This is a genomic window from Streptomyces sp. GbtcB6, from assembly GCF_019091475.1.
Taxonomy (GTDB): domain Bacteria; phylum Actinomycetota; class Actinomycetes; order Streptomycetales; family Streptomycetaceae; genus Streptomyces; species Streptomyces hyaluromycini.
In genome coordinates, this window is sequence record NZ_JAGXJL010000061.1 from 23432 (window position 1) to 43595 (window position 20164).

At 67.2% G+C, this 20164-nt stretch carries 16 protein-coding genes; 10 read left to right on the plus strand and 6 right to left on the minus strand.

Going from position 1 to position 20164, the window contains the following annotated elements:
- Positions 1–496 precede the first annotated feature (496 nt).
- The 6 genes from KVT45_RS47305 (at position 497) to KVT45_RS47330 (ending at position 7208) form a co-directional block, all read left to right on the plus strand.
- On the plus strand, positions 497–1531 hold the full coding sequence (locus tag KVT45_RS47305) for an ABC transporter permease (RefSeq protein ID WP_217557320.1): 1035 nt from the start codon (positions 497–499) through the stop codon (positions 1529–1531).
- Between the two features lie 87 nt (positions 1532–1618).
- Entirely contained in the window at positions 1619–3430 is a 1812-nt protein-coding gene (locus KVT45_RS47310) for an ABC transporter substrate-binding protein (protein ID WP_217557323.1), read from the plus strand.
- 94 nt (positions 3431–3524) lie between these two features.
- The gene (locus KVT45_RS47315; RefSeq protein WP_217557326.1) at positions 3525–4505 is read left to right on the plus strand and encodes an ABC transporter permease; all 981 of its coding nucleotides are present in this window, start codon (positions 3525–3527) and stop codon (positions 4503–4505) included.
- A gap of 22 nt (positions 4506–4527) precedes the next feature.
- Entirely contained in the window at positions 4528–5592 is a 1065-nt protein-coding gene (locus tag KVT45_RS47320) for an ABC transporter ATP-binding protein (RefSeq protein ID WP_217557329.1), read from the plus strand.
- Positions 5593–5609: 17 nt separating this feature from the next.
- Positions 5610–6722, plus strand: coding sequence for an ABC transporter ATP-binding protein (locus tag KVT45_RS47325; protein WP_217557344.1), 1113 nt, complete (start codon positions 5610–5612; stop codon positions 6720–6722).
- Between the two features lie 93 nt (positions 6723–6815).
- Entirely contained in the window at positions 6816–7208 is a 393-nt protein-coding gene (locus KVT45_RS47330; RefSeq protein ID WP_217557357.1) for a hypothetical protein, read from the plus strand.
- Here the strand turns inward: KVT45_RS47330 and KVT45_RS47335 are convergent.
- Positions 7186–7926: a class I SAM-dependent methyltransferase gene (locus KVT45_RS47335; protein ID WP_308311087.1), complete on the minus strand. Its 741-nt coding sequence runs from the start codon at positions 7924–7926 to the stop codon at positions 7186–7188. The two genes, KVT45_RS47330 and KVT45_RS47335, sit on opposite strands and share 23 nt — an antisense overlap.
- A gap of 520 nt (positions 7927–8446) precedes the next feature.
- Here KVT45_RS47335 and KVT45_RS47340 point away from each other — a divergent pair.
- Positions 8447–9772, plus strand: a complete 1326-nt coding sequence (locus KVT45_RS47340) for an MFS transporter (RefSeq protein WP_217557363.1) — start codon at positions 8447–8449, stop codon at positions 9770–9772.
- Between the two features lie 140 nt (positions 9773–9912).
- On the opposite strand, the gene KVT45_RS47345 is transcribed toward KVT45_RS47340, so the two are convergent.
- The 5 genes from KVT45_RS47345 to KVT45_RS47365 form a co-directional block, all read right to left on the minus strand.
- Positions 9913–10956 carry an ABC transporter ATP-binding protein gene (locus tag KVT45_RS47345; RefSeq protein WP_217557381.1) on the minus strand — a complete coding sequence of 348 codons (1044 nt, stop codon included), beginning with the start codon at positions 10954–10956 and terminating at the stop codon, positions 9913–9915.
- Between the two features lie 26 nt (positions 10957–10982).
- Positions 10983–12023, minus strand: coding sequence for an ABC transporter ATP-binding protein (locus KVT45_RS47350; RefSeq protein ID WP_217557395.1), 1041 nt, complete (start codon positions 12021–12023; stop codon positions 10983–10985).
- Between the two features lie 48 nt (positions 12024–12071).
- Positions 12072–13052, minus strand: coding sequence for an ABC transporter permease (locus KVT45_RS47355; RefSeq protein ID WP_217557398.1), 981 nt, complete (start codon positions 13050–13052; stop codon positions 12072–12074).
- Positions 13053–13154: 102 nt separating this feature from the next.
- Positions 13155–14888 (minus strand): ABC transporter substrate-binding protein, encoded by a 1734-nt coding sequence (locus KVT45_RS47360; RefSeq protein WP_254648395.1) that lies wholly within the window; start codon positions 14886–14888, stop codon positions 13155–13157.
- Positions 14889–14983: 95 nt separating this feature from the next.
- Positions 14984–16009, minus strand: a complete 1026-nt coding sequence (locus KVT45_RS47365) for an ABC transporter permease (RefSeq protein WP_217557404.1) — start codon at positions 16007–16009, stop codon at positions 14984–14986.
- Positions 16010–16624: 615 nt separating this feature from the next.
- Between KVT45_RS47365 and KVT45_RS47370 the strand changes: the two genes are divergently transcribed.
- The 3 genes from KVT45_RS47370 to KVT45_RS47380 are packed head-to-tail and all read left to right on the plus strand — an operon-like array spanning position 16625 to position 20159.
- Positions 16625–18256 carry an ABC transporter substrate-binding protein gene (locus KVT45_RS47370; protein WP_217557407.1) on the plus strand — a complete coding sequence of 544 codons (1632 nt, stop codon included), beginning with the start codon at positions 16625–16627 and terminating at the stop codon, positions 18254–18256.
- A gap of 6 nt (positions 18257–18262) precedes the next feature.
- Complete coding sequence (locus KVT45_RS47375) at positions 18263–19186, plus strand: ABC transporter permease (protein ID WP_217557410.1); 924 nt, start codon at positions 18263–18265, stop codon at positions 19184–19186.
- Positions 19179–20159 (plus strand): ABC transporter permease, encoded by a 981-nt coding sequence (locus tag KVT45_RS47380; protein WP_217557413.1) that lies wholly within the window; start codon positions 19179–19181, stop codon positions 20157–20159. Before KVT45_RS47375 ends, KVT45_RS47380 begins: the two co-directional genes overlap by 8 nt.
- Positions 20160–20164: the final 5 nt, after the last annotated feature.

The window sequence follows — 20164 nt, forward strand, 5'->3', positions numbered from 1 at the left end:
GCCAGCTGTGACTGAATTGAGATTTAAAGACAGTGGTCGGCACCTGGCTCATGGCAGATAGTTAGCCGCGTAGCGCTCGGGTCAATGGGTCTCGCGCTGTGGGGACAGCGCCCGACTCACGAGCACCAGGGGGTGTCTGACCCTCCGTCAGGGGTGTCGGAGGGTATGGACGGAAGCCTCCTGTTGGTGAACACGTGAAGTCATGAGGAGAAGTCCCATGTGCAGTGTCACAGGCATCAGGTGGGTTCCGTCGTCCGTTCCGTCCGCGTCGTCCGTTCCGTCAGACCGCCCTTGTTCGTCCGGCGGTTCGTCCTGAAGCAGCGGTCGGCCGTGTAGCGCCGTCGCTCGCCTACGCGCGTCCGGCTGCGGCATTCCCGCTCACCGCGGGCTGCCCTGACGCTTCATCGGATCACCGCTCATCGGATCACGCCTCGGTGGCCGCGCCCTCGTGCCGGTCGCCGGTTCGGCACACCCATACCTGTGAATTGGACGAACTGTGACAAGTCCTACGGACATTGAGGGCGGCGGAAGGTCGGCCGTCGTGGACGGCGGACCCGAGCCCGACACGAACACCGGGACGGTGAAGGTCGAGGGCCGGTCGCCGGGCCAGTTGATGTGGATCCGCTTCAAGCGCGACCGCACCGGCGTCATCTCGGCGTTCGTCGTGGCCTTCTTCTTCGTTGTCGCGGCGGCGGCCCCGCTGATCTCGAAGGTGTACGGCAAGGACCCGTACACCATCTACGCCGACGTACGCCCGGAACTCTTCGACAGTGCGGGTGTGCCGGTGCAGCCCAACGGCGGCATCAGCAGCGAGTTCTGGTTCGGCCTCGAACCCGGCAACGGCTACGACGTGTTCACCAAGCTGATCTACGGCATCCGGACCTCGCTGCTGATCTCCCTGGCGGTGACCGTCGCGGTCGTCCTCACCGGAATCCTCCTCGGTGTCACGGCGGGCTACCTCGGCGGCAAGACCGACTTCTTCATCGGCCGGCTCATCGACTTCCTGCTCGCCTTCCCCTCGCAGCTGTTCTTCATCGCCAGCATGCCGGTCGTGGTCTCGCTGTTCGTCAGCCCGCGCGACCAGACGCCGACCTACGTGCGCGTCGTCGCGCTGATCGCCGTCCAGTGGGTGCTCGGCTGGATGAGCCTCGCCCGCATCCTGCGCGGCACGACACTCGCCCTGCGAGAACGGGAGTTCATCGAGGCGGCCAAGGTGAGCGGCGCCTCGCCGTGGCGGATCATCCGCAAGGAGATCCTGCCGAACGTGGTGACACCGCTGCTGGTGCAGACCACGTACACGCTTCCGAACCTCGTCACGGGCGAGGCGGGCCTGTCGTTCCTCGGCGTCGGCATCGTCGAGCCCACGCCCGACTGGGGCCAGATGTTCTCCAAGGCCTCGACCGAGCTCGTCCTGCAGAACGACATCACGTACATGTTCTTCCCCGGCGTCTCGATGGTCGTCTTCATCGTCGCCTTCAACCTGCTCGGGGACTCGGTCCGGGACGCCTTCGATCCCAAGACGGCGCGCTGACCGGGAGCTTGTGGGCGTCCTCGCCCGGATACCGCACGGCCATTTCCTTCGCACCGGCGTACACACAGATGGGTGGAGACTTCAGTGATGAGTAGGGGCGGACGCCGTACATACGCCGCTTTGTCGATATTCGCGGCCGGGGCACTCGTGCTCAGTGGTTGCAGCAAAGGCGGCAGCAACGCCAGCGACAACGAGAAGAAGGACCAGCAGAACGCCAAGCGGCAGCAGGCGTCGATCAAGTTCGGTAACGCGGCGGACTCGACAGGACCCGCGGCCGCCGTGCCGGGCGCGAAGACCGGCGGCACCCTGGAAGTGCTGCAACGCGACTCCTACGCCCACCTCGACCCCGGGCAGATCTACGTCTCCGACGAGGGCTCGCTCGCGACGCTGATCCACAGAGGTCTCACCGGCTACAAAGCCACCAACAACAAGGGCAGCGGCCACGAGGTCGTCGGCGACCTGGCCACCGACTCCGGTACCACCACGGACGGCGGCAAGACCTGGAAGTACACGCTCAAGGACGGCATCAAGTTCTCCGACGGGACGCCGATCACGTCCGCGGACTTCCGCCAGACCTTCGAGCGGCTCTTCGCGTCCTTCATCAACCAGGGCCCCACGTACCTCCAGCAGTGGATGGCCGACACCAACGGCGCCGACTACCGCAAGCTGCTCCCGGACGGCCCCTACAAGGGCAAGCACCTGCCGGACAGCGTCCTGGAGACGCCCGACAGCAAGACCATCGTCTTCCACTTCAAGACCCCGCACCCGGACCTGCCCTACGCGCTCGCCATGGCGGGCTACGCCGTCGTCTCCAAGAAGGGCGACACGAAGGAGAAGTACGACAAGGCCCCGGTGACGACCGGCCCGTACAAGATCCAGTCGTTCAAGTCCGGCAAGTCGATGGTGCTGGTCAAGAACCCCAACTGGGACCCGAAGACGGACCCGATCCGCAACCAGTACGTGGACCAGATGGACTTCTCCTTCAACGTCCAGTACGAGGACTCCACCAAGGCGCTCCTGGCCGACACGGGTGCCGACCAGACCGGCATCAGCTTCAACAACTCGGTGGACGCGGGCAACATCTCGAAGGTCCTCGGCGGCGACGCGACCGTCAAGGCCCGCACGGTCGCCGGGTACCAGCCCTACGTCGGCCAGATCAACATCAACCAGTCCCACGCGGCGCTCCAGGACAAGACGGTCCGCGAGGCCATCGCCTACGCCCTGCCGATCACCCCGATCATCCGTGCCTTCGGCGGTAGTTCGGCCGCGGAGGTCGCCGGCGGCTACATCAGCCCGACCGTCAGCGGCTACGACGCCTCCTTCGACCCGTGGGGCAAGAAGAAGAACCCGGGCGGTGACGCGGCCAAGGCCAAGGCGCTGCTGAAGAAGGCCGGCAAGCTCGGTCTGAAGCTGACCTACGGCTACCAGAACACGCCCGAGGGCCAGCAGTACTCCACCGCCATCGCCGCCGCCCTGAAGAACGCCGGCTTCAACGTGCAGCGCCAGGACATCCCGGCCGAGACGTACTACGACCAGGTCGGCAAGGTCGACAACAACTACGACATCTACGCCTCCGCCTGGGGCGCCGACTGGCCGTCCGCCTCGACCGTGATCCCGCCGCTGTTCGACGGCCGTGCGATCGCCGACGGTTCGCCCAACTACTCGCACGTCAACGACTCCAAGGTCAACGCCGACATCGACGCCGCCAACAAGATCAGCGACCCGGTCAAGTCGGCCGCCGCGTGGGAGAAGATCGACCAGTACCTGGTCAAGGACGTCATCAACGCCGTTCCCACCATCGACTACAAGCAGGTCCAGATCGCCGGTTCCAAGGTCGGCGGCCTGGTCTACGACGACGTGATCGGCGGCATCGACCCGCGTCGCCTGTACATCAAGTAACCCCACCAGTCCGACCGGTACCCGGTGCGCCAGCCCGTCGGGGCGGCAGCGCACCGGGTACCGCCCGGCCCGCCGACGTCAGAAAGCCCCTCGCATGCTGCGCTTCCTCGTCCGCCGGATCCTCGGTGCCGTCGTCATCCTCTTTCTGTTGAGCATCGTGACGTTCTTGCTGTTCTTCGGGATGCCACGCGACCCGGCGCTGCTGATGTGCGGCAAGACCTGCAACCCGGCCAGCCTCGCCAACATCCACCATGTGCTGGGCCTCGACAAGTCGATCCCCGAGCAGTACTGGATCTTCCTGCACAACCTGATCCTGGGCAGCAACCAGTTCGCCCAGGGCCCCTGCCCCGCCCCCTGCTTCGGGTACTCGTACCACACCAACGACCTGGTCTGGGCCACCATGTTGGACCGGCTGCCCACCACGCTCTCGCTCACCCTGGGTGCGGCGGTGGTGTTCCTGATCGTGGGTCTGGGCACCGGGATGGTCGCCGCGTGGAAGCGGGGGACACTGCTCGACAAGACGGTCACCGCCGGTTCGATGGTGATCAGTTCGATGCAGATCTACTTCCTCGGACCACTGGCCCTCGCCGCCCTTGTCTACCAGTCCCACATCTTCGACAAGCCCGCCTACAACAACTTCACCGCGAACCCGGTCACCTGGTTCTCCGGGCTGATCATCCCGTGGGTGGTGCTCTCCACGATCTTCGCCTCGCAGTACACCCGTATGGCGCGCTCGTCGATGATCGAGCAGCTCCAGGAGGAACACGTCCGCACCGCCCGCGCCAAGGGCATGTCCCGCAGATACGTCTTCTTCCGCTACGCCTGGCGCGGCTCGCTGATCCCGATCATCACCATCTTCGGTATCGACCTCGGCACGCTGCTCGGCGGTGCCATCATCACGGAGTACACCTTCGGACTGCCCGGCCTCGGGCGCCTCGCGGTGGAATCCGTGCAGTTCAGCGATCTGCCGCTGCTGCTGGGCGTCATGCTGTTCTCCGCCTCCATGATCCTGCTGTGCAACCTCATCGTCGACGCGGCCTACGCGTTCATCGACCCGCGCGTCCGGCTCGCCTAGGCCGGGCAGGAGGAGAACCGTCGTGACCACTCTGACCAAGGACGCCGGCACCCCCGCACCGGCCGACGCGGGTGCCTTCCTCTCGGTGCGGGACCTGCACGTCAGCTTCAAGACCGAGGACGGCGTGGTACGGGCCGTGGACGGGCTGTCGTTCGACGTGGAGCGGGGCAAGACCCTCGGGATCGTCGGCGAGTCGGGCTCCGGGAAGTCGGTCACCAACCTGACCATCCTCGGCCTGCACAACCCTCAGTTCACCACGGTCGAGGGCGAGATCCTCCTGGACGGCCAGGAGTTGATCACCGCCCGCGAGTCCGAACTGGAGAAGGTGCGCGGCAACAAGGCCGCCATGATCTTCCAGGACCCGCTCACCGCGCTGTCGCCGTACTACACCGTCGGCCGGCAGATCGCCGAGCCGTTCATGAAACACCGGGGCGCCTCCAAGCGGGCGGCCTGGGACCGGGCGGTCGAGATGCTCGCCAAGGTCGGCATCCCCAACCCGAAGGAGCGGGCGAAGGACTACCCGCACCAGTTCTCCGGCGGTATGCGCCAGCGCGCGATGATCGCGATGGCCCTGGTCTGCGACCCCGACCTGCTCATCGCCGACGAGCCGACCACCGCCCTGGACGTGACCGTCCAGGCGCAGATCCTGGATCTGCTCAAGGACCTCCAGCAGGAGTTCGGAACGGGCATCATCTTCATCACCCACGACCTGGGGGTGATCGCCGACATGGCCGACGACATCATGGTGATGTACGCGGGCAGCGCGGTGGAGCGCGGCACGACGAACGAGGTCCTGCGCGCGCCCCAGCACCCGTACACCTGGGGTCTGCTGAACTCGATGCCGCGTCTGGACTCCGACCTGGGCATGCCGCTGAACCCGATCCCCGGCGCCCCGCCCTCCCTGCTGACCCCGCCCTCCGGCTGCCGCTTCCACCCGCGCTGTACCTTCCAGGACCGGGTGACGGGCGCCGGCCGCTGCGTCGGCGAACGCCCGCTCCTGGCACCCGACCGCGCCTCGGCATGCCACCTCACGGCGGACCAGAAACGCACCATCTTCCTCGAAGAGATCAAACCCCGACTGGCCTAGGTCCTGGAGGACACGTCATGACAGAGGACATGGTCCTCCCGGCTCAGCACAAACCGGTCACCGTGGGGGAGCCCCTCCTGGAGGTATCCGGGCTGACCAAGTACTTCCCGGTCAAGGGCGGTTTCCCGATCCGGCGCACGATCGGGCACGTCCAGGCGGTGGACGGCATCGACCTCACCGTGCGGGTGGGGGAGAGCTTCGGCCTGGTCGGCGAGTCGGGCTGTGGCAAGTCCACGACCGGCCGGCTGATCACCCGCCTGCTGGAACCGACGAAGGGCTCGATCAGCTACCGGGGCCAGGAGATCAGCCACGCCTCGCGCAGGGAGCTGGCGCCGATCCGCTCCGAGATCCAGATGATCTTCCAGGATCCGTACTCGTCGCTGAACCCGCGCCAGACGGTCGGCAAGATCATCTCGGGCCCGATGGAGATCAACGGGATAGAACCGGACGGCGGCCGCGAGAAGCGCGTACGGGAGCTGCTGGAGATCGTCGGCCTCAACCCCGAGCACTACAACCGCTTCCCGCACGAGTTCTCCGGCGGCCAGCGCCAGCGCATCGGCGTGGCCCGTGCCCTGGCCCTGGAACCGAAGCTGATCGTCGCCGACGAACCGGTCTCGGCGCTCGACGTCTCCATCCAGGCCCAGGTGGTCAACCTCCTCCAGGAGGTGCAGAAGGAACTGGGCATCGCGTTCCTGTTCATCGCCCACGACCTGGCGGTGGTACGGCACTTCTCGCAGCGCGTCGCGGTGATGTACCTCGGCAAGATCATCGAGGTCGGCGACCGCGAGGCGATCTACACCCGCCCCCGCCACCCCTACACCCACGCCCTCCTGTCCGCCGTCCCCGAGGTCAACCTCACGGACGACGGCGACTCGGTCGGCCGCGAACGCATCCGCCTGGCCGGCGACGTCCCGTCCCCCATCTCCCCGCCGTCCGGCTGCCGCTTCCGCACCCGCTGCTGGAAGGCCCAGGACAAGTGTGCGACGGAGGAACCCCCGCTGGTCCAGATCTCCGGCAACCACGCGGGCCACCTCACGGCCTGCCACTTCCCGGAGGACCCGACGACGGAGGCCCGGGACGAGGACATCGTGCTGGATCCGGCGCTGGCCGCGCTGGAGGAGGAGGGCTAGGAACGGCAACGCGAAGAGGGCGGAGCGGACCTGGTCCGGGCTCGTCGGTAACCTCAAGGACCTGACCCGCTGGATCACCACCTTGGGCGACGCATGACGAGCACAGAAGAGAAGACCATGACACTCCCGTCCCGGAGGACGGGCGCGCTCCTCGCCCTGGTGTATCTGGTGGTGGTGTTCGGCCTCGACTACCTGAGCGTCGAACGCGGTCTGGACGCCGCCACCGTGGCCGTCACGGTCGTCACGTTCCCCTCGGGCGTCGTGACGACGATCCTGTTCCTCCTCGGCGCGGTGGTCTTCGGCTACGACGACTACAGCCCCGGCCCCGACACGTACGCCCCGTCCGTCCACGCCGTCGCGGGCATCGTCCAGGTCGTCCTGGTCCGGCTGGTCCTGGGCCTGCTGCGGAAGCGTCAGGAGAACAACCGGAAGGACACCCGCCGCGGCCTGGTGTCCACGGGCCTCAGGCGCGTCGGGCGACCGTGATGATCTCGGGGCTGCCGGGGGACAGCGGCCCGCGCGCCCAGTCGCCGTACTGCTCGACGACCTCCAGGCCGGCTCCGCCCAGGAAACCGGCGAGGGCGTCGGGCCCGAGGAAGCGCAGAGTGGAGCGGCACACCTGGGGCTGTGTCCAGGCCTCGCCCTCGTACGTCTCGGTGAAGGTCACCCGTTCCCCGCTCGGCGGCCCCTCGACCTCGTGCCAGACCCGGACGGGGCGGTCGTCCGGGCCGGAGACCTGACGCACCCGGTCGGGGGTCCAGCCCTCCCAGGCCCGGGCGGCGGGGTTACGGGTCTCGAACACGAAGCGCCCCGTCGCGGACAGCGCACTGCGCACGGCGGTCAGCGCCGCCCTCAACTCCTCGTCCCCGAGCAGCTCCTGGAACGCGTGACCGGTCATCACGACGAGGTCGAAGTCGTCGGTGTCCCAGCGGCGGGTACGCAGATCGCCGAGCACCCACTCGACGGCGGGCTCTTGACGCCGCGCCTGCACAAGCATCGCGGCGGCCGGATCGAGCCCTGCGAGCCGCCCACCGTGCCCCTCCCCGCGGGCCCGCCGCAGCAGCCGCCCGGTACCGCAGCCGACATCGAGCACGGACCCGGCCGCCATCACCAGGTCCAGGTAGAAGTCGTCACCCGGCCCCCACGGGTTGAGGCTGTCGTAGAGCGCGGCGAGCGAGAGATCCGCGTACGAATGATCGACCACCGCGGCAGTGTGCCACATGATGTTGAACGCCGGGTCAGGAACGGCCTACTTCTTGAGCACCTATCAACTTCTTGTGGAACCAGGCACTTTGAGCGCCGTGAGGAAGCCCGCGAAGGCGGCGGCGGGGGAAGTTCGTGTGGTGCGAGTCGGGGGTGGCGTGATGGTGGGGGCGTCGCAAGAAGCGTTGCATCGGGTACTGGGCGTTCCGTTTCCGGAGCCTCGGGAGATCGCGGCGATGAATGTGGACCTGACGGAGAGTGACCGAAACGCCCCGCCACTCCAGGACCCGCGGCACCATCCCGGCATGCTCCTGGACACGCCCCTCGACCAGCTCGAAATCTGGGCCCAGCGTGCCATGCACGTCACGGACGCCGCGGAGCTGTTCGTCGAGGAGTGAACGTCGGGGCCCCGGTCCGGCCGGAGGCGCTGTGGTCCGTGCATCTGGCGCGTGATCCACACTTGGCGGGAAGAGTGCGTGACGGCGACCTGCCGCGGCGGCAAAGGCGTAGGGTGCCCGTCCATGTCGGTCGCTGAGCGCCCCCCTTCCCTACTGCGCAACGCCGATTTCGTGCGTCTCGCACTCGCCCGGATCATTTCCGTCCTCGGTAATGGGTTCGCCCGGATCGCGCTGGCTTTCGCGGTGCTCGCACTGCCCGGCGCAACCCCGGGCGAACTCTCACTCGTCATCGCCTGCCAGGCAGTTCCCCAGCTCGCTCTGATCCTCGTAGGCGGTGTGATCGCGGACCGGGTCTCCCGCTCCGCCTTGATGGCCGTATCGGACGTGCTCGGCGCCCTTTCCTACGGCGGACTCGCGGCCATGGTGCTCAGCGGCCACGCTCCTGTCGCCGCTCTGTGCGCACTCGCCGTCACGGCGGGAACCGCATCCGCTCTCTTCGCGCCCGCGATGGACGGAGTCATCCCGCAACTGGTGCCGTCCGAGGCCCTCCAGCGAGCCAACGGTCTGTTGCGGGTCGGCACCAACACCTCCCTTCTGCTGGGGCTGGCCTTGTCGGGTGTCACCGTCGCATGGGTCGGCGCGGGCTGGGCGCTGGCCGTCAACGGTCTCTCCTTCGTGGTCAGCGCCGTGCTCACCGTCTCCCTGCGGCTGCACCGCCGGCCCCGGAAGTCCACCTCGGGCTGGGCCGATCTGCGCGAGGGCTGGCACGAGTTCGCCTCCCGCCAGTGGCTGTGGGTGGTCGTCGTCCAGTTCTCACTGGTGGTCGCCGCCATGAACGCCAACGCCGGCGTACTTGGTCCGCTGGCCGCGAGTGCCCGCTTCGGCGGGGCCCGCGCGTGGTCGCTGGTGGTGGCCGCGCAGGCCCTGGGGTCCGTGGCGGGCGCCGGGATCGCGGCCCGTGCTCGCGTCACACGGCCGATCCTGGCGGCGGTTCTGTTCACGCTGCCCGCCGCCTTGCCGCCGGCCCTCCTCGGGGCCGGAGCGCCGCTGCCGGCCGTTGTCGGGGGTGCCTTCACCGCCGGTGTCAGCCTGGACTTCTTCGGCGTGCTGTGGTCCACCACCATGCAGCGTGAAGTCCCCGACGAGGCTCTGTCCCGGGTCAGTTCCTACGACTGGTTCGGCTCGCTTGCTTTCGCTCCGCTCGGTCTTGCGCTGGCAGGACCCGCTGCCGACGCTTTCGGCACCGACCGGATGCTGGTGGTCTGCGCGATCCTGATCGTCGCAGCCACCCTCGCCGCACTTCTGTCTCCCGGGGTGCGGTCGCTGCGGGCGGCACCGGGGGCCGACCGGCCCGAGCCCCTCGAAGCCGGTACGGCGACATCGGCCGCCTCTCGGCAGGCGGACGGGCCGGTGCCCGACACCGACCCAGGCGGTACCGCGCGTTCCTGAGAGCGCCCAGTGGTCATGAGAAGGGCCCGCACCTGGGGAGGTGCGGGCCCTTGCTCCCCTGGAGCGGACGTTCAGGGCTCGGGTCAATGGGCCGGTGAAAGTCCGTTCCGCAGGCGGCGGCTGACGGAAAAAGGGGTGTGTCAGGCCGCTGCCTCGGGGTCCTTGGAGAGGCGCGGGGCGGGAACCGTGTCCCGCACCTCGGGGTAGTGGCAGGCGGTGAGGTGGCCGGGCTTGTTGCCGTCGGCCTGGACCAGCGGCGGGGCCTCCGTCGCGCACTTCTCCGTCGCCTTCCAGCAACGGGTGCGGAAGCGGCAGCCGGACGGCGGGTTGATCGGCGACGGCACGTCTCCGACCAGGCGGATCCGCTCGCGCGGTGCCTCCTCCACCGTTGCCTCGGGCACGGCGGACAGCAGGGCCCGCGTGTAGGGGTGGCGCGGGTTGTCGTACAGGTCGTCGCGGTCGGCGATCTCGACGATCTTACCGAGGTACATCACCGCGACGCGCTGTGAGAAGTGCCGCACGATCGCGAGGTCGTGGGCGATGAAGACGAACGCGATGCCCAGTTCCTTCTGGACCTTCTGGAGCAGGTTCACGACCTGGGCCTGGATGGAGACGTCCAGGGCCGAGACCGGTTCGTCGGCGACGATCAGCTTCGGCTCCAGGGCCAGGGCGCGGGCCACGCCGATGCGCTGGCGCTGACCGCCGGAGAACTCGTGCGGGAAGCGGTTGAAGTGCTCCGGGTTCAGGCCGACGATCTCCAGCAGCTCACGGACGCGCTTCTCGCGGCCGCCGGCCGGGTTGATGCCGTTGATCTCCATCGGGCCCGCGACGATCTTGCCGACCGTCTGCCGCGGGTTCAACGAGGCGTACGGGTCCTGGAAGATCATCTGGATCTCGGAGCGGATCGGCGCCAGCTGCCGACGGTTGGCGTGCGTGATGTCCTGGCCGCGGTAGGAGATCTTGCCGCCCGTCGGCTCCAGCAGACGGGTGATCAGGCGGCCGGTCGTCGACTTGCCGCAGCCGGACTCGCCGACCAGGCCCAGGCTCTCGCCCTCGGCGACCTGGAAGTCGAGGCCGTCCACCGCCTGCACCGCGCCGACGGTCCGCCTGATCGGGAAACCGCCCTTGATCGGGAAGTGCTTGGTCAGCCCGGAGACGTCCAGGAGGGGGTTGGTGTTGCTCATGGTCGTGAAGTCCCGTCTCGTGTCCGTCAGTTGTGGCCGGCGGTGGCCGCGTAGTCGGCGAAGAGTTCCTCGCGCTGGCTCAGTTCCAGGTGGCACGCGGAGCCGCGTCCCTCGATCAGTTCGAGGACCGGACTCTCGCTGGAGCACCTTCCGCCCGGGACCTTGTCCGCGAACGCGCAGCGCGGGTGGAAACGGCAGCCGGACGGCGGGTTGAGCAGCGACGGCGGCGAGCCGGGGATCGGGGACAACGGAACGTCGACCGGTCCGTCCAGGCTCGGCATGGAGTTGAGCAGACCGAGGGTGTACGGGTGCTGCGGAGAGCCCAGGACCTCCTTCTTGGTGCCCCGCTCCACACACCGGCCGCCGTACATCACCAGCACGTCGTCCGCGATGTCGGCGATGACTCCGAGGTCGTGGGTGATGAAGACGATCGCCGTGCCGAACTCCTGCTGGAGGTCCTTGAGAAGGTCCATGATCTGGGCCTGGACCGTCACGTCGAGCGCGGTGGTGGGCTCGTCGGCGATCAGGAGTTCGGGGTCGCAGACCAGGGCCATGGCGATCATGGCGCGCTGGCGCATACCGCCGGAGAACTGGTGCGGGTAGTCGTCCACCCGGACGTCCGGCTGCGGGATGCCGACGCGCTTCAGCATCTCGATCGCCCGCTCCCGCGACTCCTTCTTGGAGGCGCCGGTGTGCTTGCGATACACCTCGGAGATCTGCGTGCCGATGGTGTGGTACGGCGACAGCGAGGCCAGCGCGTCCTGGAAGATCATCGACATCTTGTTGCCGCGCAGCTTCTCCAGCTCCCGCTCGGAGGCCGTGAGCAGCTCCTTGCCGTCGAGCAGGATCTCGCCGTCGATCGCCGTACGGTCGCGGTCGTGGAGGCCCAGGATCGTCAGGTTGGTGACGGACTTGCCGGAGCCCGACTCGCCGACGATGCCGAGCGTCTGGCCCTTGGCGAGGTCGAAGGAGAGCCCGTCGACGGCCTTGACGATGCCGTCCTCGGTGGAGAAGTGGACTTTGAGGTCCTTGACAGAGAGGAACGGCTGCTGATCGGTGCTCGTCACGGGGACGCTCCTGGGGGTGATGCGGGGGGTAGGGGTTAGGGGCGGAGGTCAGGCGAGCCGGATCCGCGGGTCGATGAAGGCGTAGGCGGCGTCGACGATGATGTTGAAGAACACGATCGCGGCCGCGGACAGCACCGTGACGCCGAGCAGCATCGGCAGGTCGCTCTGGTTGACGGAGGTCACCGCGAGGCGGCCGATGCCCTGGAGGCTGAAGACCTGCTCGGTGATGATCGCGCCGCCGATCAGCGTGCCCAGGTCGATGCCGAACACCGTGACGATCGGGCCCATCGCACCGCGCCAGGCGAAGCGCAGGAACACGTTCGCACGTGAGAGCCCCTTGGCGCGGGCGGTGCGGACGTAGTCCTCACTGAGCTGCTCGACCAGCTGGGAGCGGGCCATACGGGTGTAGTTGGCGGTGAAGATGATCGACAGCACGATCCAGGGCAGCAGCAGGCCGGAGAACCACGAGACGGGGTTGTCGGTCAGCGGCGTGTACGAGGGCTGGTCGAGGATGCCCGTCTTGAAGGTCAGGAAGTACAACGCGATGTAGCCGACGAAGTAGATCTGCAGCGAGGAGCCGAGCAGCGAGGTCGAGGTCGCGAGCTTGTCCAGGAACTTGCCCTGCTTGAGCGCCGCGATCATGCCGGTGCCGACACCGAAGGTCAGGAAGATGACGGCCGAGCCGAAGGCGAGCGAGAGGGTCAGCGGCAGCCGGTCCATGATCGTGCCGAAGACGGGCTCGTTGTTGGCGAAGGAGTAGCCGAGGCACGGCGCGTTGCAGTGCCCGAAGCCGCTGTAGTCACGCCCGACGAAGATGCCCTTGAGCCAGTACCAGTACTGGACCGGTATCGGATGGTCGATGCCCAGGTTGTGCCGGATCTGCGCCAGCGAGGCCGGCGTGCAGTTCTTGCCGCAGGACATCATGGCCGGGTCACGCGGAACGGCGTAGAAGAGCCAGAACGTGATGGCGCTGATGATCAGCAGAATGACCAGCGCGCCGATCGTACGGCGGACAAGGAAGCGGAACATGGGGTCAGGACTTTCCGGACGGGGCGCCGTTGCCGGGGCGTGAGGGGTGTGGAGCCGGTGGGGGGCGGCCCGGTGGGGCCGCCCCCTGATGCCGTGTGGCGCCTACGCCTTGGCGTAGAGCCTCGTGAGCGCGATGCCGGTGTTTCCGGCGTCGTAGACGAAGCCGCCGACCTTCGAACCGTGCATCCAGTTGCGGATGGCGTGGTAGTCCGGGACACAGGCCGCGAGCTCCATGACCTGCTTGTCGATGGCGCCCCAGGCCTTGTTGGCCTCGTCCGCGTCGGTGATCAGAGAGGCGGCCGCGATGGCCTTGTCGACGCTCGCGTTCTTCAGCTGGGCGTAGTTGCTGCGGCCGTCACCGATGTTCTCGCCGTCCCAGCAGGGGTAGAAGACCGAGTAGCCGCCCGGCCAGTCGGGGCTCCAGCCGGCCGCGAACAGGTCGTACTGGTTGTCGATCTTGCCGATCTGGGTGTAGAAGGTCGACTTGTCGATCTGCTTGTTGACGACCGTGAAGCCGGCCGCCTCCAGCGCGTTCTTGATCGCGACGGCCTGCTTCACCGCGTTGTCCGACGTCTGGTACGCGATGACCAGCTTCTGCCCGACCTTGCCGGCCTCCTTCAGGAGGGCCTTGGCCTTGACCGGGTCGCCGCCGGGCTTCGTCTTCTTGCCGTAGAGGTCGAAGTCCGTGTAACCGGGCGTCACCGGGGAGAAGATCGTGGTGGCGATCTCGCTGGTGGACGCGCCGCCGCGGATGGTCTGCAGCTGCTGGTTCGGCCAGGCGTAGTTGATGGCCTGGCGGACCTTGACGTCCGTGATCCGGGTGGTGTTGATCGGCCAGTAGTAGGTGACCGTGTCGACCGCGGTGAGCACCTGCTGCTTGAGCTTCGCGTTGGTGAGGACCGTGGCGATGCGCTCGGGGGCGACCTCGTTGAAGATCGACATCGTGTACTGGTCGTTGCCCTTGTCCGCGATGTAGCGGTCGGTCGAGGCCAGCAGTTCGAAGCCGAACTGGAAGAGGTACTTGTCCGGGTAGGCGTTGCGGATCGGGTCCGTCGCCGCGTCCCAGTGCTCGTTGCGGGTGTACGTCAGGGACTTGCCGACGTCGCGGGCGGAGATCTTGTACGGGCCGCAGGAGAACGGCTGCTTGTCGTACTTCTCCTTGGTGTCCTTCGACTTCTTCACGAAGGAGTACGCGCGCTCGGCGAGCGTGAAGTTGAAGTCACCGCGGGCCTGGTTGAGGCGGAAGGTGATGGTCTTGCCGTCGATCTCGATGGAGTCGAGGTTCTTGCCCTCGTAGGGGCCCTTGTACTTGTCGCCGCCGACCAGGAACTGCTGGACGTAGCGCGGGCCCTCGGTGACGAAGGAGGCGAAGAGGCGCTCGAAGGTGTGGCGGACGTCGTCCATGGAGAGGTCGGAGCCGTCCTCCCACTTGATGCCGTCCTTGATCGTGAACGACCAGGTCTTGCCGCCGTCCTTGGCCGTGCCCGCGTCCGTGGCCACGTCGCCGACCAGGGTGGCGCCGCCCTTGGAGTCGAGCTTGTAGCCGGTCAGGCCACGCATGATCGGCGTGGTGATGAGGATCTCGGTGGAGACGTAGATCTGCGCCGGGTCCAGGTGGTCCATGTCGAACTGGTCGAGCCCGTAGATCGTCCCGCCCTTGACCGCGCCGGTGACCTCGGGGGCGGGGCCCGTCGAGTCGGCCTTCGTGCCGACCGCGATCTTGCTCTGCTTGGCCTTGCTGACCGAGGGGACCTTGTTGGTCGCCGACTTGTTGCCGCCGCCGCCACACGCGGTCAGCACCGCGCTCGATGCGGCCGCCACGCCAGTGGCGATCATGAAGTTTCTACGGGAAAAAGACACAGTAACCCTGCCTTATGGGTGGGACGGGACCAGCCGGACTACGTTGACCGGACCGGCAGATGAGAGATGGGTCAGCGCTTGGACTTCGGGTCGAGCGCGTCGCGAGCCGAGTCGCCGAGCAGGTTGAACGCCAGGACGAAGATCACCATGGCCAGGCCCGGGAAGAGCATGAAGGTGAAGTCCTGGGTGTAGAACTGGGCGCCCCGCTGGATCATGACACCCCAGTCGGGGGTCGGGTCGATCATGCCGACACCGAGGAAGGCGAAGCCCGCCTCCGCGGTCACGTAGGCCGGGAGCATGAGCGTGGACTGGATGAGGATCGGGGTCCACAGGTTGGGAAGGAGTTCCTTGAACACGATGCGCGCCGGTGACGCCCCGGTCACCTTGGCGGCCTCGACGAACTCCCGCTCGCGCAGGCCGAGTACCTGGCCGCGCAGCAGACGGGCGATCGACGCCCAGCCGAAGAAGGACATCATGATGATGAGCGTGGTGGCCCGCAGCCAGGTCGGGATGTTGTCGTCGGCGGCGACGAACAGCCCGAACACCACCGGCATGAAGGCGATGATGAACAGCGTCGAGGGGATCGACAGCACGATGTCGATGATCCGGCCGACGATGTAGTCCGTCTTGCCGCCCACGTAGCCCGCGGTCACGCCGACCACGACGCCGACGACGGTGGTGATCAGGGTGGCGGCCAGGGCGATGCCCAACGAGGTCCGGATGCCGTAGATCAGGAAGGTGAAGACGTCACGGCCCAGCTGCGGCTCGATGCCGAACCAGAACTGCGAGCTCATGCCGCCGTTCGCGCCCGCCGGGTACGAGAAGGGGTCCAGCAGGCTCGGGTCCTGGCTCGCGTACGTCGTGTACGGATCCTTCCCGTACAGCTTGGAGATCAACGGCGCGGCCAGCGCGATCGCGAAGAAGAAGATCACGATGATCGCCGATATGACGCCCGTACGGTCGCGTTTGAAGCGGCGCCACGCGAGCTGTCCCGGGGACCTGCTCTCGCCGGCCTTCGAGTCGGGAGAAGTGATCGACTTCTCGGCGCTCTCGTCGGTCACCTCGAGCGGGGCCGCGGATGGAGTTGGGGGGGTCATGGTGCTCCTGGCCCAAGGGAGGGTCTGATGACTCCGCAGGGCACACTCCCCTACGGGCTACGCCGGACTTTTTCAACGCAATTCATTCAAGGTCAATAAATTCTCGGTCGGCTTGGGTTTCTCTTTACTTTCTTTGCCCGGGCTTGACCGTTCCGTAGCTACGCGGGTAGCGCCTCGTAATCGCACCGTGCTTTAGTTCGGGCGAACTGCGCGAAACGGGCAAGGAGTTCGTTATGCGGACGCCTGGGTGCCGAAATGCGTACATCGACAGGTCGCAATCCAACGTTTCGGCATCGTTGCACGGAGATCCATTGCGTCGCCTTCGCAAGATCCTCAAGGGGGTCCCGGAGGGGCGCCTGCAATCGGGTGACGTGTCCCCCTAAAGGTCGGCATGGGCTCCTCGGGAGGCCTCCGTTCGGGGCGGTGGGTGGGCGATATCGGCCTATTGGGTCGATATTGTCCGATAGTGGATCATCCACGGATCAAGCGGTCTCGACGGATCAAGCGATCCCAACGGATCGACGGATCTCCACGGATCGAAGGATCTCGACGGATCGAAGGATCTCGACGGATCGAAGGATCTCGACGGATCACCTCTCACGGAGGAGGCACGCCATGCGTTCAGCCACGCACGCCCGAGGGGCGGCCTGCGCGGTGGTGGTGGCGCTCGCCGCCACGGCCTGCGGGGGCGGCGGCAGCGGCGGGGGCGGCGGAGGCGAGAGCGGTGTGCTCAGCTCCTCCTGGGGCGACCCGCAGAACCCCCTGGAGCCGGCCAACACCAACGAGGTCCAGGGCGGCAAGGTCCTCGACATGATCTTCCGCGGCCTGAAGAAGTACGACCCGAAGACCGGCAAGGCCACGGACATGCTCGCCCAGAAGATCGACACGAGCGACTCGCAGAACTTCACGATCACGATCAAGGACGGCTGGACCTTCTCCAACGGGGAGAAGGTGACCGCCAAGTCGTTCGTCGACGCCTGGAACTACGGAGCGAGCCTCAGGAACAACCAGAAGAACGCCTACTTCTTCGGCTACATCCAGGGCTACGACAAGGTCCACCCGGACAGCGGCTCGCAGAGCGCCGACACGCTCTCCGGTCTGAAGGTCGTCGACGACAAGACCTTCACCGTCCAGCTCAACCAGAAGTTCTCCAGCTTCCCCGACACCCTCGGCTACGCGGCCTTCGCCCCGCTGCCGCAGTCCTTCTTCACCGACCACGCCGGCTGGCTGAAGCAACCGGTCGGCGACGGCCCGTACCGAATCGAGGCGTACACCAAGGGCTCGCAGATGGCCCTCAAGAAGTGGGACGGCTATCCCGGTGCCGACAAGGCGCAGAACGCCGGGGTGACCCTCAAGGTCTACACGGACAACGACACCGCCTACACCGACCTCATCGCCGGCAACCTCGACCTCGTCGACGACGTTCCCGCCTCGCAGCTCAAGAACGTCAAGAACGATCTCGGTGACCGTTACATCAACACCCCGGCCGGCATCATCCAGACGCTCGCCTTCCCTTACTACGACAGCGCCTGGAACAAGAGCGGATCGGAGAAGGTCCGCACCGGCCTCTCCATGGCCATCAACCGGAAGCAGATCACCGACACCATCTTCCAGAACACCCGCACCCCGGCCACCGACTGGACCTCGCCGGTACTGGGCACGGCGGGCGGCTTCAAGGAGGGGCTGTGCGGGAGCGCCTGCGACTACGACCCCGCCCAGGCCAAGAAGCTCGTCCAGGAGGGCGGGGGACTGCCCGGCGGACAACTCAAGATCACATACAACGCCGACACCGGCTCGCACAGGATGTGGGTGGACGCCGTGTGCAACTCCATCAACAACGCGCTGGGCAACGACAAGGCGTGTGTAGGGAATCCGGTCGGTACTTTCGCCGACTTCCGGAACCAGATCGGCCAGCACAAGATGACCGGACCGTTCCGCGCGGGCTGGCAGATGGACTACCCGCTCATCCAGAACTTCCTCCAGCCGCTCTACTACACGAACGCCTCCTCCAACGACGGCAAATGGTCCAACAAGGACTTCGACAAGCTCGTCGACCAGGCGAACGCCCAGACCGACACCGCCAAGGCCGTGTCCACCTTCCAGCAGGCCGAAGGGGTCGTCCGCGACAACATGGCCGCCATTCCGCTCTGGTACCAGAACGGCAGCGCCGGCTACTCCGAGCGGCTGTCGAACGTGGCCCTCAATCCGTTCAGCGTCCCCGTCTACAACGAGATCAAGGTCAGCTGAACCGGCATGGGACGCTATGTCGTCCGGCGGCTGCTCCAGATGATCCCGGTGTTCATCGGGGCCACGCTGCTGATCTTCCTCATGGTCAATGTGATGGGCGACCCGATCGCCGGCCTGTGTGGTGAGCGGGCCTGTGATCCGGCGACCGCCGCCCAGCTGAAGAAGGAGTTCGGACTCGACAAGCCGGTGTGGCAGCAATACCTCACCTATATGGGGAACGTCTTCACCGGGGACTTCGGTACGGCGTTCAACGGGCAGCCGGTCACCGAGCTGATGTCCACCGCGTTCCCCGTCACCATCCGGCTGACCGTCGTGGCGATCCTCTTCGAGATCGTCATCGGCATCACGCTGGGCGTGGTGACCGGTCTGCGGCGCGGGCGGCCCGTCGACACGGGCGTGCTCCTCGCCACCCTGGTCGTCATCTCCGTACCGACCTTCGTCACCGGCCTGCTGCTCCAGCTGCTCCTCGGAGTGGAATGGGGCTGGATCAAACCCTCCGTCTCCCCGGACGCCACCTTCGGCGAGCTGATCGTGCCGGGACTCGTCCTCGCCTCCGTGTCGCTCGCCTATGTCACGCGGCTGACCCGGACCTCCATCGCCGAGAACAAACGGAGCGACTACGTCCGTACGGCCATTGCCAAGGGTCTGCCCCGCCGCCGGGTCATCACCCGGCACCTGTTGCGCAACTCCCTCATCCCCGTCGTCACCTTCATCGGCACCGACATCGGCGCGCTCATGGGCGGCGCGATCGTCACCGAGCGGATCTTCAACATCCACGGCGTCGGCTACCAGCTCTACCAGGGGATCCTGCGGCAGAACACCCAGACGGTGGTGGGCTTCGTGACCGTGCTGGTCCTGGTGTTCCTGGTGGCCAACCTCCTGGTGGACCTGCTCTACGCCGTACTCGACCCGAGGATCCGCTATGCCTGAGCAGCCGTTCGAGCCCGACCGGGCGATCGCGGGGACCGGGGCGGGCGGGGCGATGGACCTGGCGGCGAGCGAGGCGGAGACGCTGGAGCGGACTCCGGGAGGGCCGCTCGGCACCGGGCCGGCCGCCAAGCCGCGCTCCCTCTGGTCCGACGCCTGGCGGGACCTGCGCCGCAACCCGGTCTTCCTCGTCTCCGCCCTCGTCATCCTCTTCCTCGTCGTCATCTCCCTGTGGCCGTCCCTGATCGCCTCCGGCAGCCCCCTCAAGTGCGACCTGGCCAAGGCCCAGGAGGGCTCCCAGCCGGGCGCTCCCTTCGGCTACGACGGACAGGGCTGCAACGTCTACACGCGGACCGTCTACGGGGCCCGTGCGTCCGTCACGGTGGGCGTCTGCGCCACGCTGGGGGTCGCGCTGCTCGGGTCGGTCCTCGGCGGGCTCGCCGGGTTCTTCGGCGGGTTCTGGGACTCGGTGCTCTCCCGGATCACCGACGTCTTCTTCGCGATCCCGGTCGTCCTCGGCGGTCTCGTCCTCCTCTCGGTGGTGACGAGTAATACGGTCTGGCCGGTCATCGGGTTCATGGTGCTGCTCGGCTGGCCGCAGATCTCCCGGATCGCCCGCGGCTCGGTGATCACCGCCAAACAGAACGACTACGTCCAGGCCGCCCGTGCCCTCGGCGCCTCCAACTCCCGCATCCTGCTGCGGCATATCGCGCCCAACGCGGTGGCCCCCGTGATCGTCGTCGCGACCATCGCGCTCGGCACCTACATCGCCCTGGAGGCGACCCTGTCGTACCTCGGCGTCGGCCTGAAGCCGCCCAGCGTCTCCTGGGGCATCGACATCTCCGCCGCTTCGCCCTACATCCGCAACGCCCCGCACGCGCTGCTGTGGCCCTCCGGGGCCCTCGCGCTCACCGTCCTGGCCTTCATCATGCTCGGCGACGCGGTGCGCGACGCCCTCGACCCGAAGCTGAGGTGAGCGCC

What these genes read in the sequence shown, in the direction of transcription:
- KVT45_RS47310 (WP_217557323.1), top strand. Translation starts at nt 1,619, where the DNA reads ATGAGTAGGGGCGGACGCCGTACATACGCCGCTTTGTCGATATTCGCG.
- KVT45_RS47315 (WP_217557326.1), top strand. Translation starts at nt 3,525, where the DNA reads ATGCTGCGCTTCCTCGTCCGCCGGATCCTCGGTGCCGTCGTCATCCTC.
- KVT45_RS47325 (WP_217557344.1), top strand. Translation starts at nt 5,610, where the DNA reads ATGACAGAGGACATGGTCCTCCCGGCTCAGCACAAACCGGTCACCGTG.
- KVT45_RS47330 (WP_217557357.1), top strand. Translation starts at nt 6,816, where the DNA reads ATGACGAGCACAGAAGAGAAGACCATGACACTCCCGTCCCGGAGGACG.
- KVT45_RS47340 (WP_217557363.1), top strand. Translation starts at nt 8,447, where the DNA reads ATGTCGGTCGCTGAGCGCCCCCCTTCCCTACTGCGCAACGCCGATTTC.
- KVT45_RS47345 (WP_217557381.1), bottom strand. Translation starts at nt 10,956, where the DNA reads ATGAGCAACACCAACCCCCTCCTGGACGTCTCCGGGCTGACCAAGCAC.
- KVT45_RS47355 (WP_217557398.1), bottom strand. Translation starts at nt 13,052, where the DNA reads ATGTTCCGCTTCCTTGTCCGCCGTACGATCGGCGCGCTGGTCATTCTG.
- KVT45_RS47360 (WP_254648395.1), bottom strand. Translation starts at nt 14,888, where the DNA reads ATGATCGCCACTGGCGTGGCGGCCGCATCGAGCGCGGTGCTGACCGCG.
- KVT45_RS47365 (WP_217557404.1), bottom strand. Translation starts at nt 16,009, where the DNA reads ATGACCCCCCCAACTCCATCCGCGGCCCCGCTCGAGGTGACCGACGAG.
- KVT45_RS47370 (WP_217557407.1), top strand. Translation starts at nt 16,625, where the DNA reads ATGCGTTCAGCCACGCACGCCCGAGGGGCGGCCTGCGCGGTGGTGGTG.
- KVT45_RS47375 (WP_217557410.1), top strand. Translation starts at nt 18,263, where the DNA reads ATGGGACGCTATGTCGTCCGGCGGCTGCTCCAGATGATCCCGGTGTTC.
- KVT45_RS47380 (WP_217557413.1), top strand. Translation starts at nt 19,179, where the DNA reads ATGCCTGAGCAGCCGTTCGAGCCCGACCGGGCGATCGCGGGGACCGGG.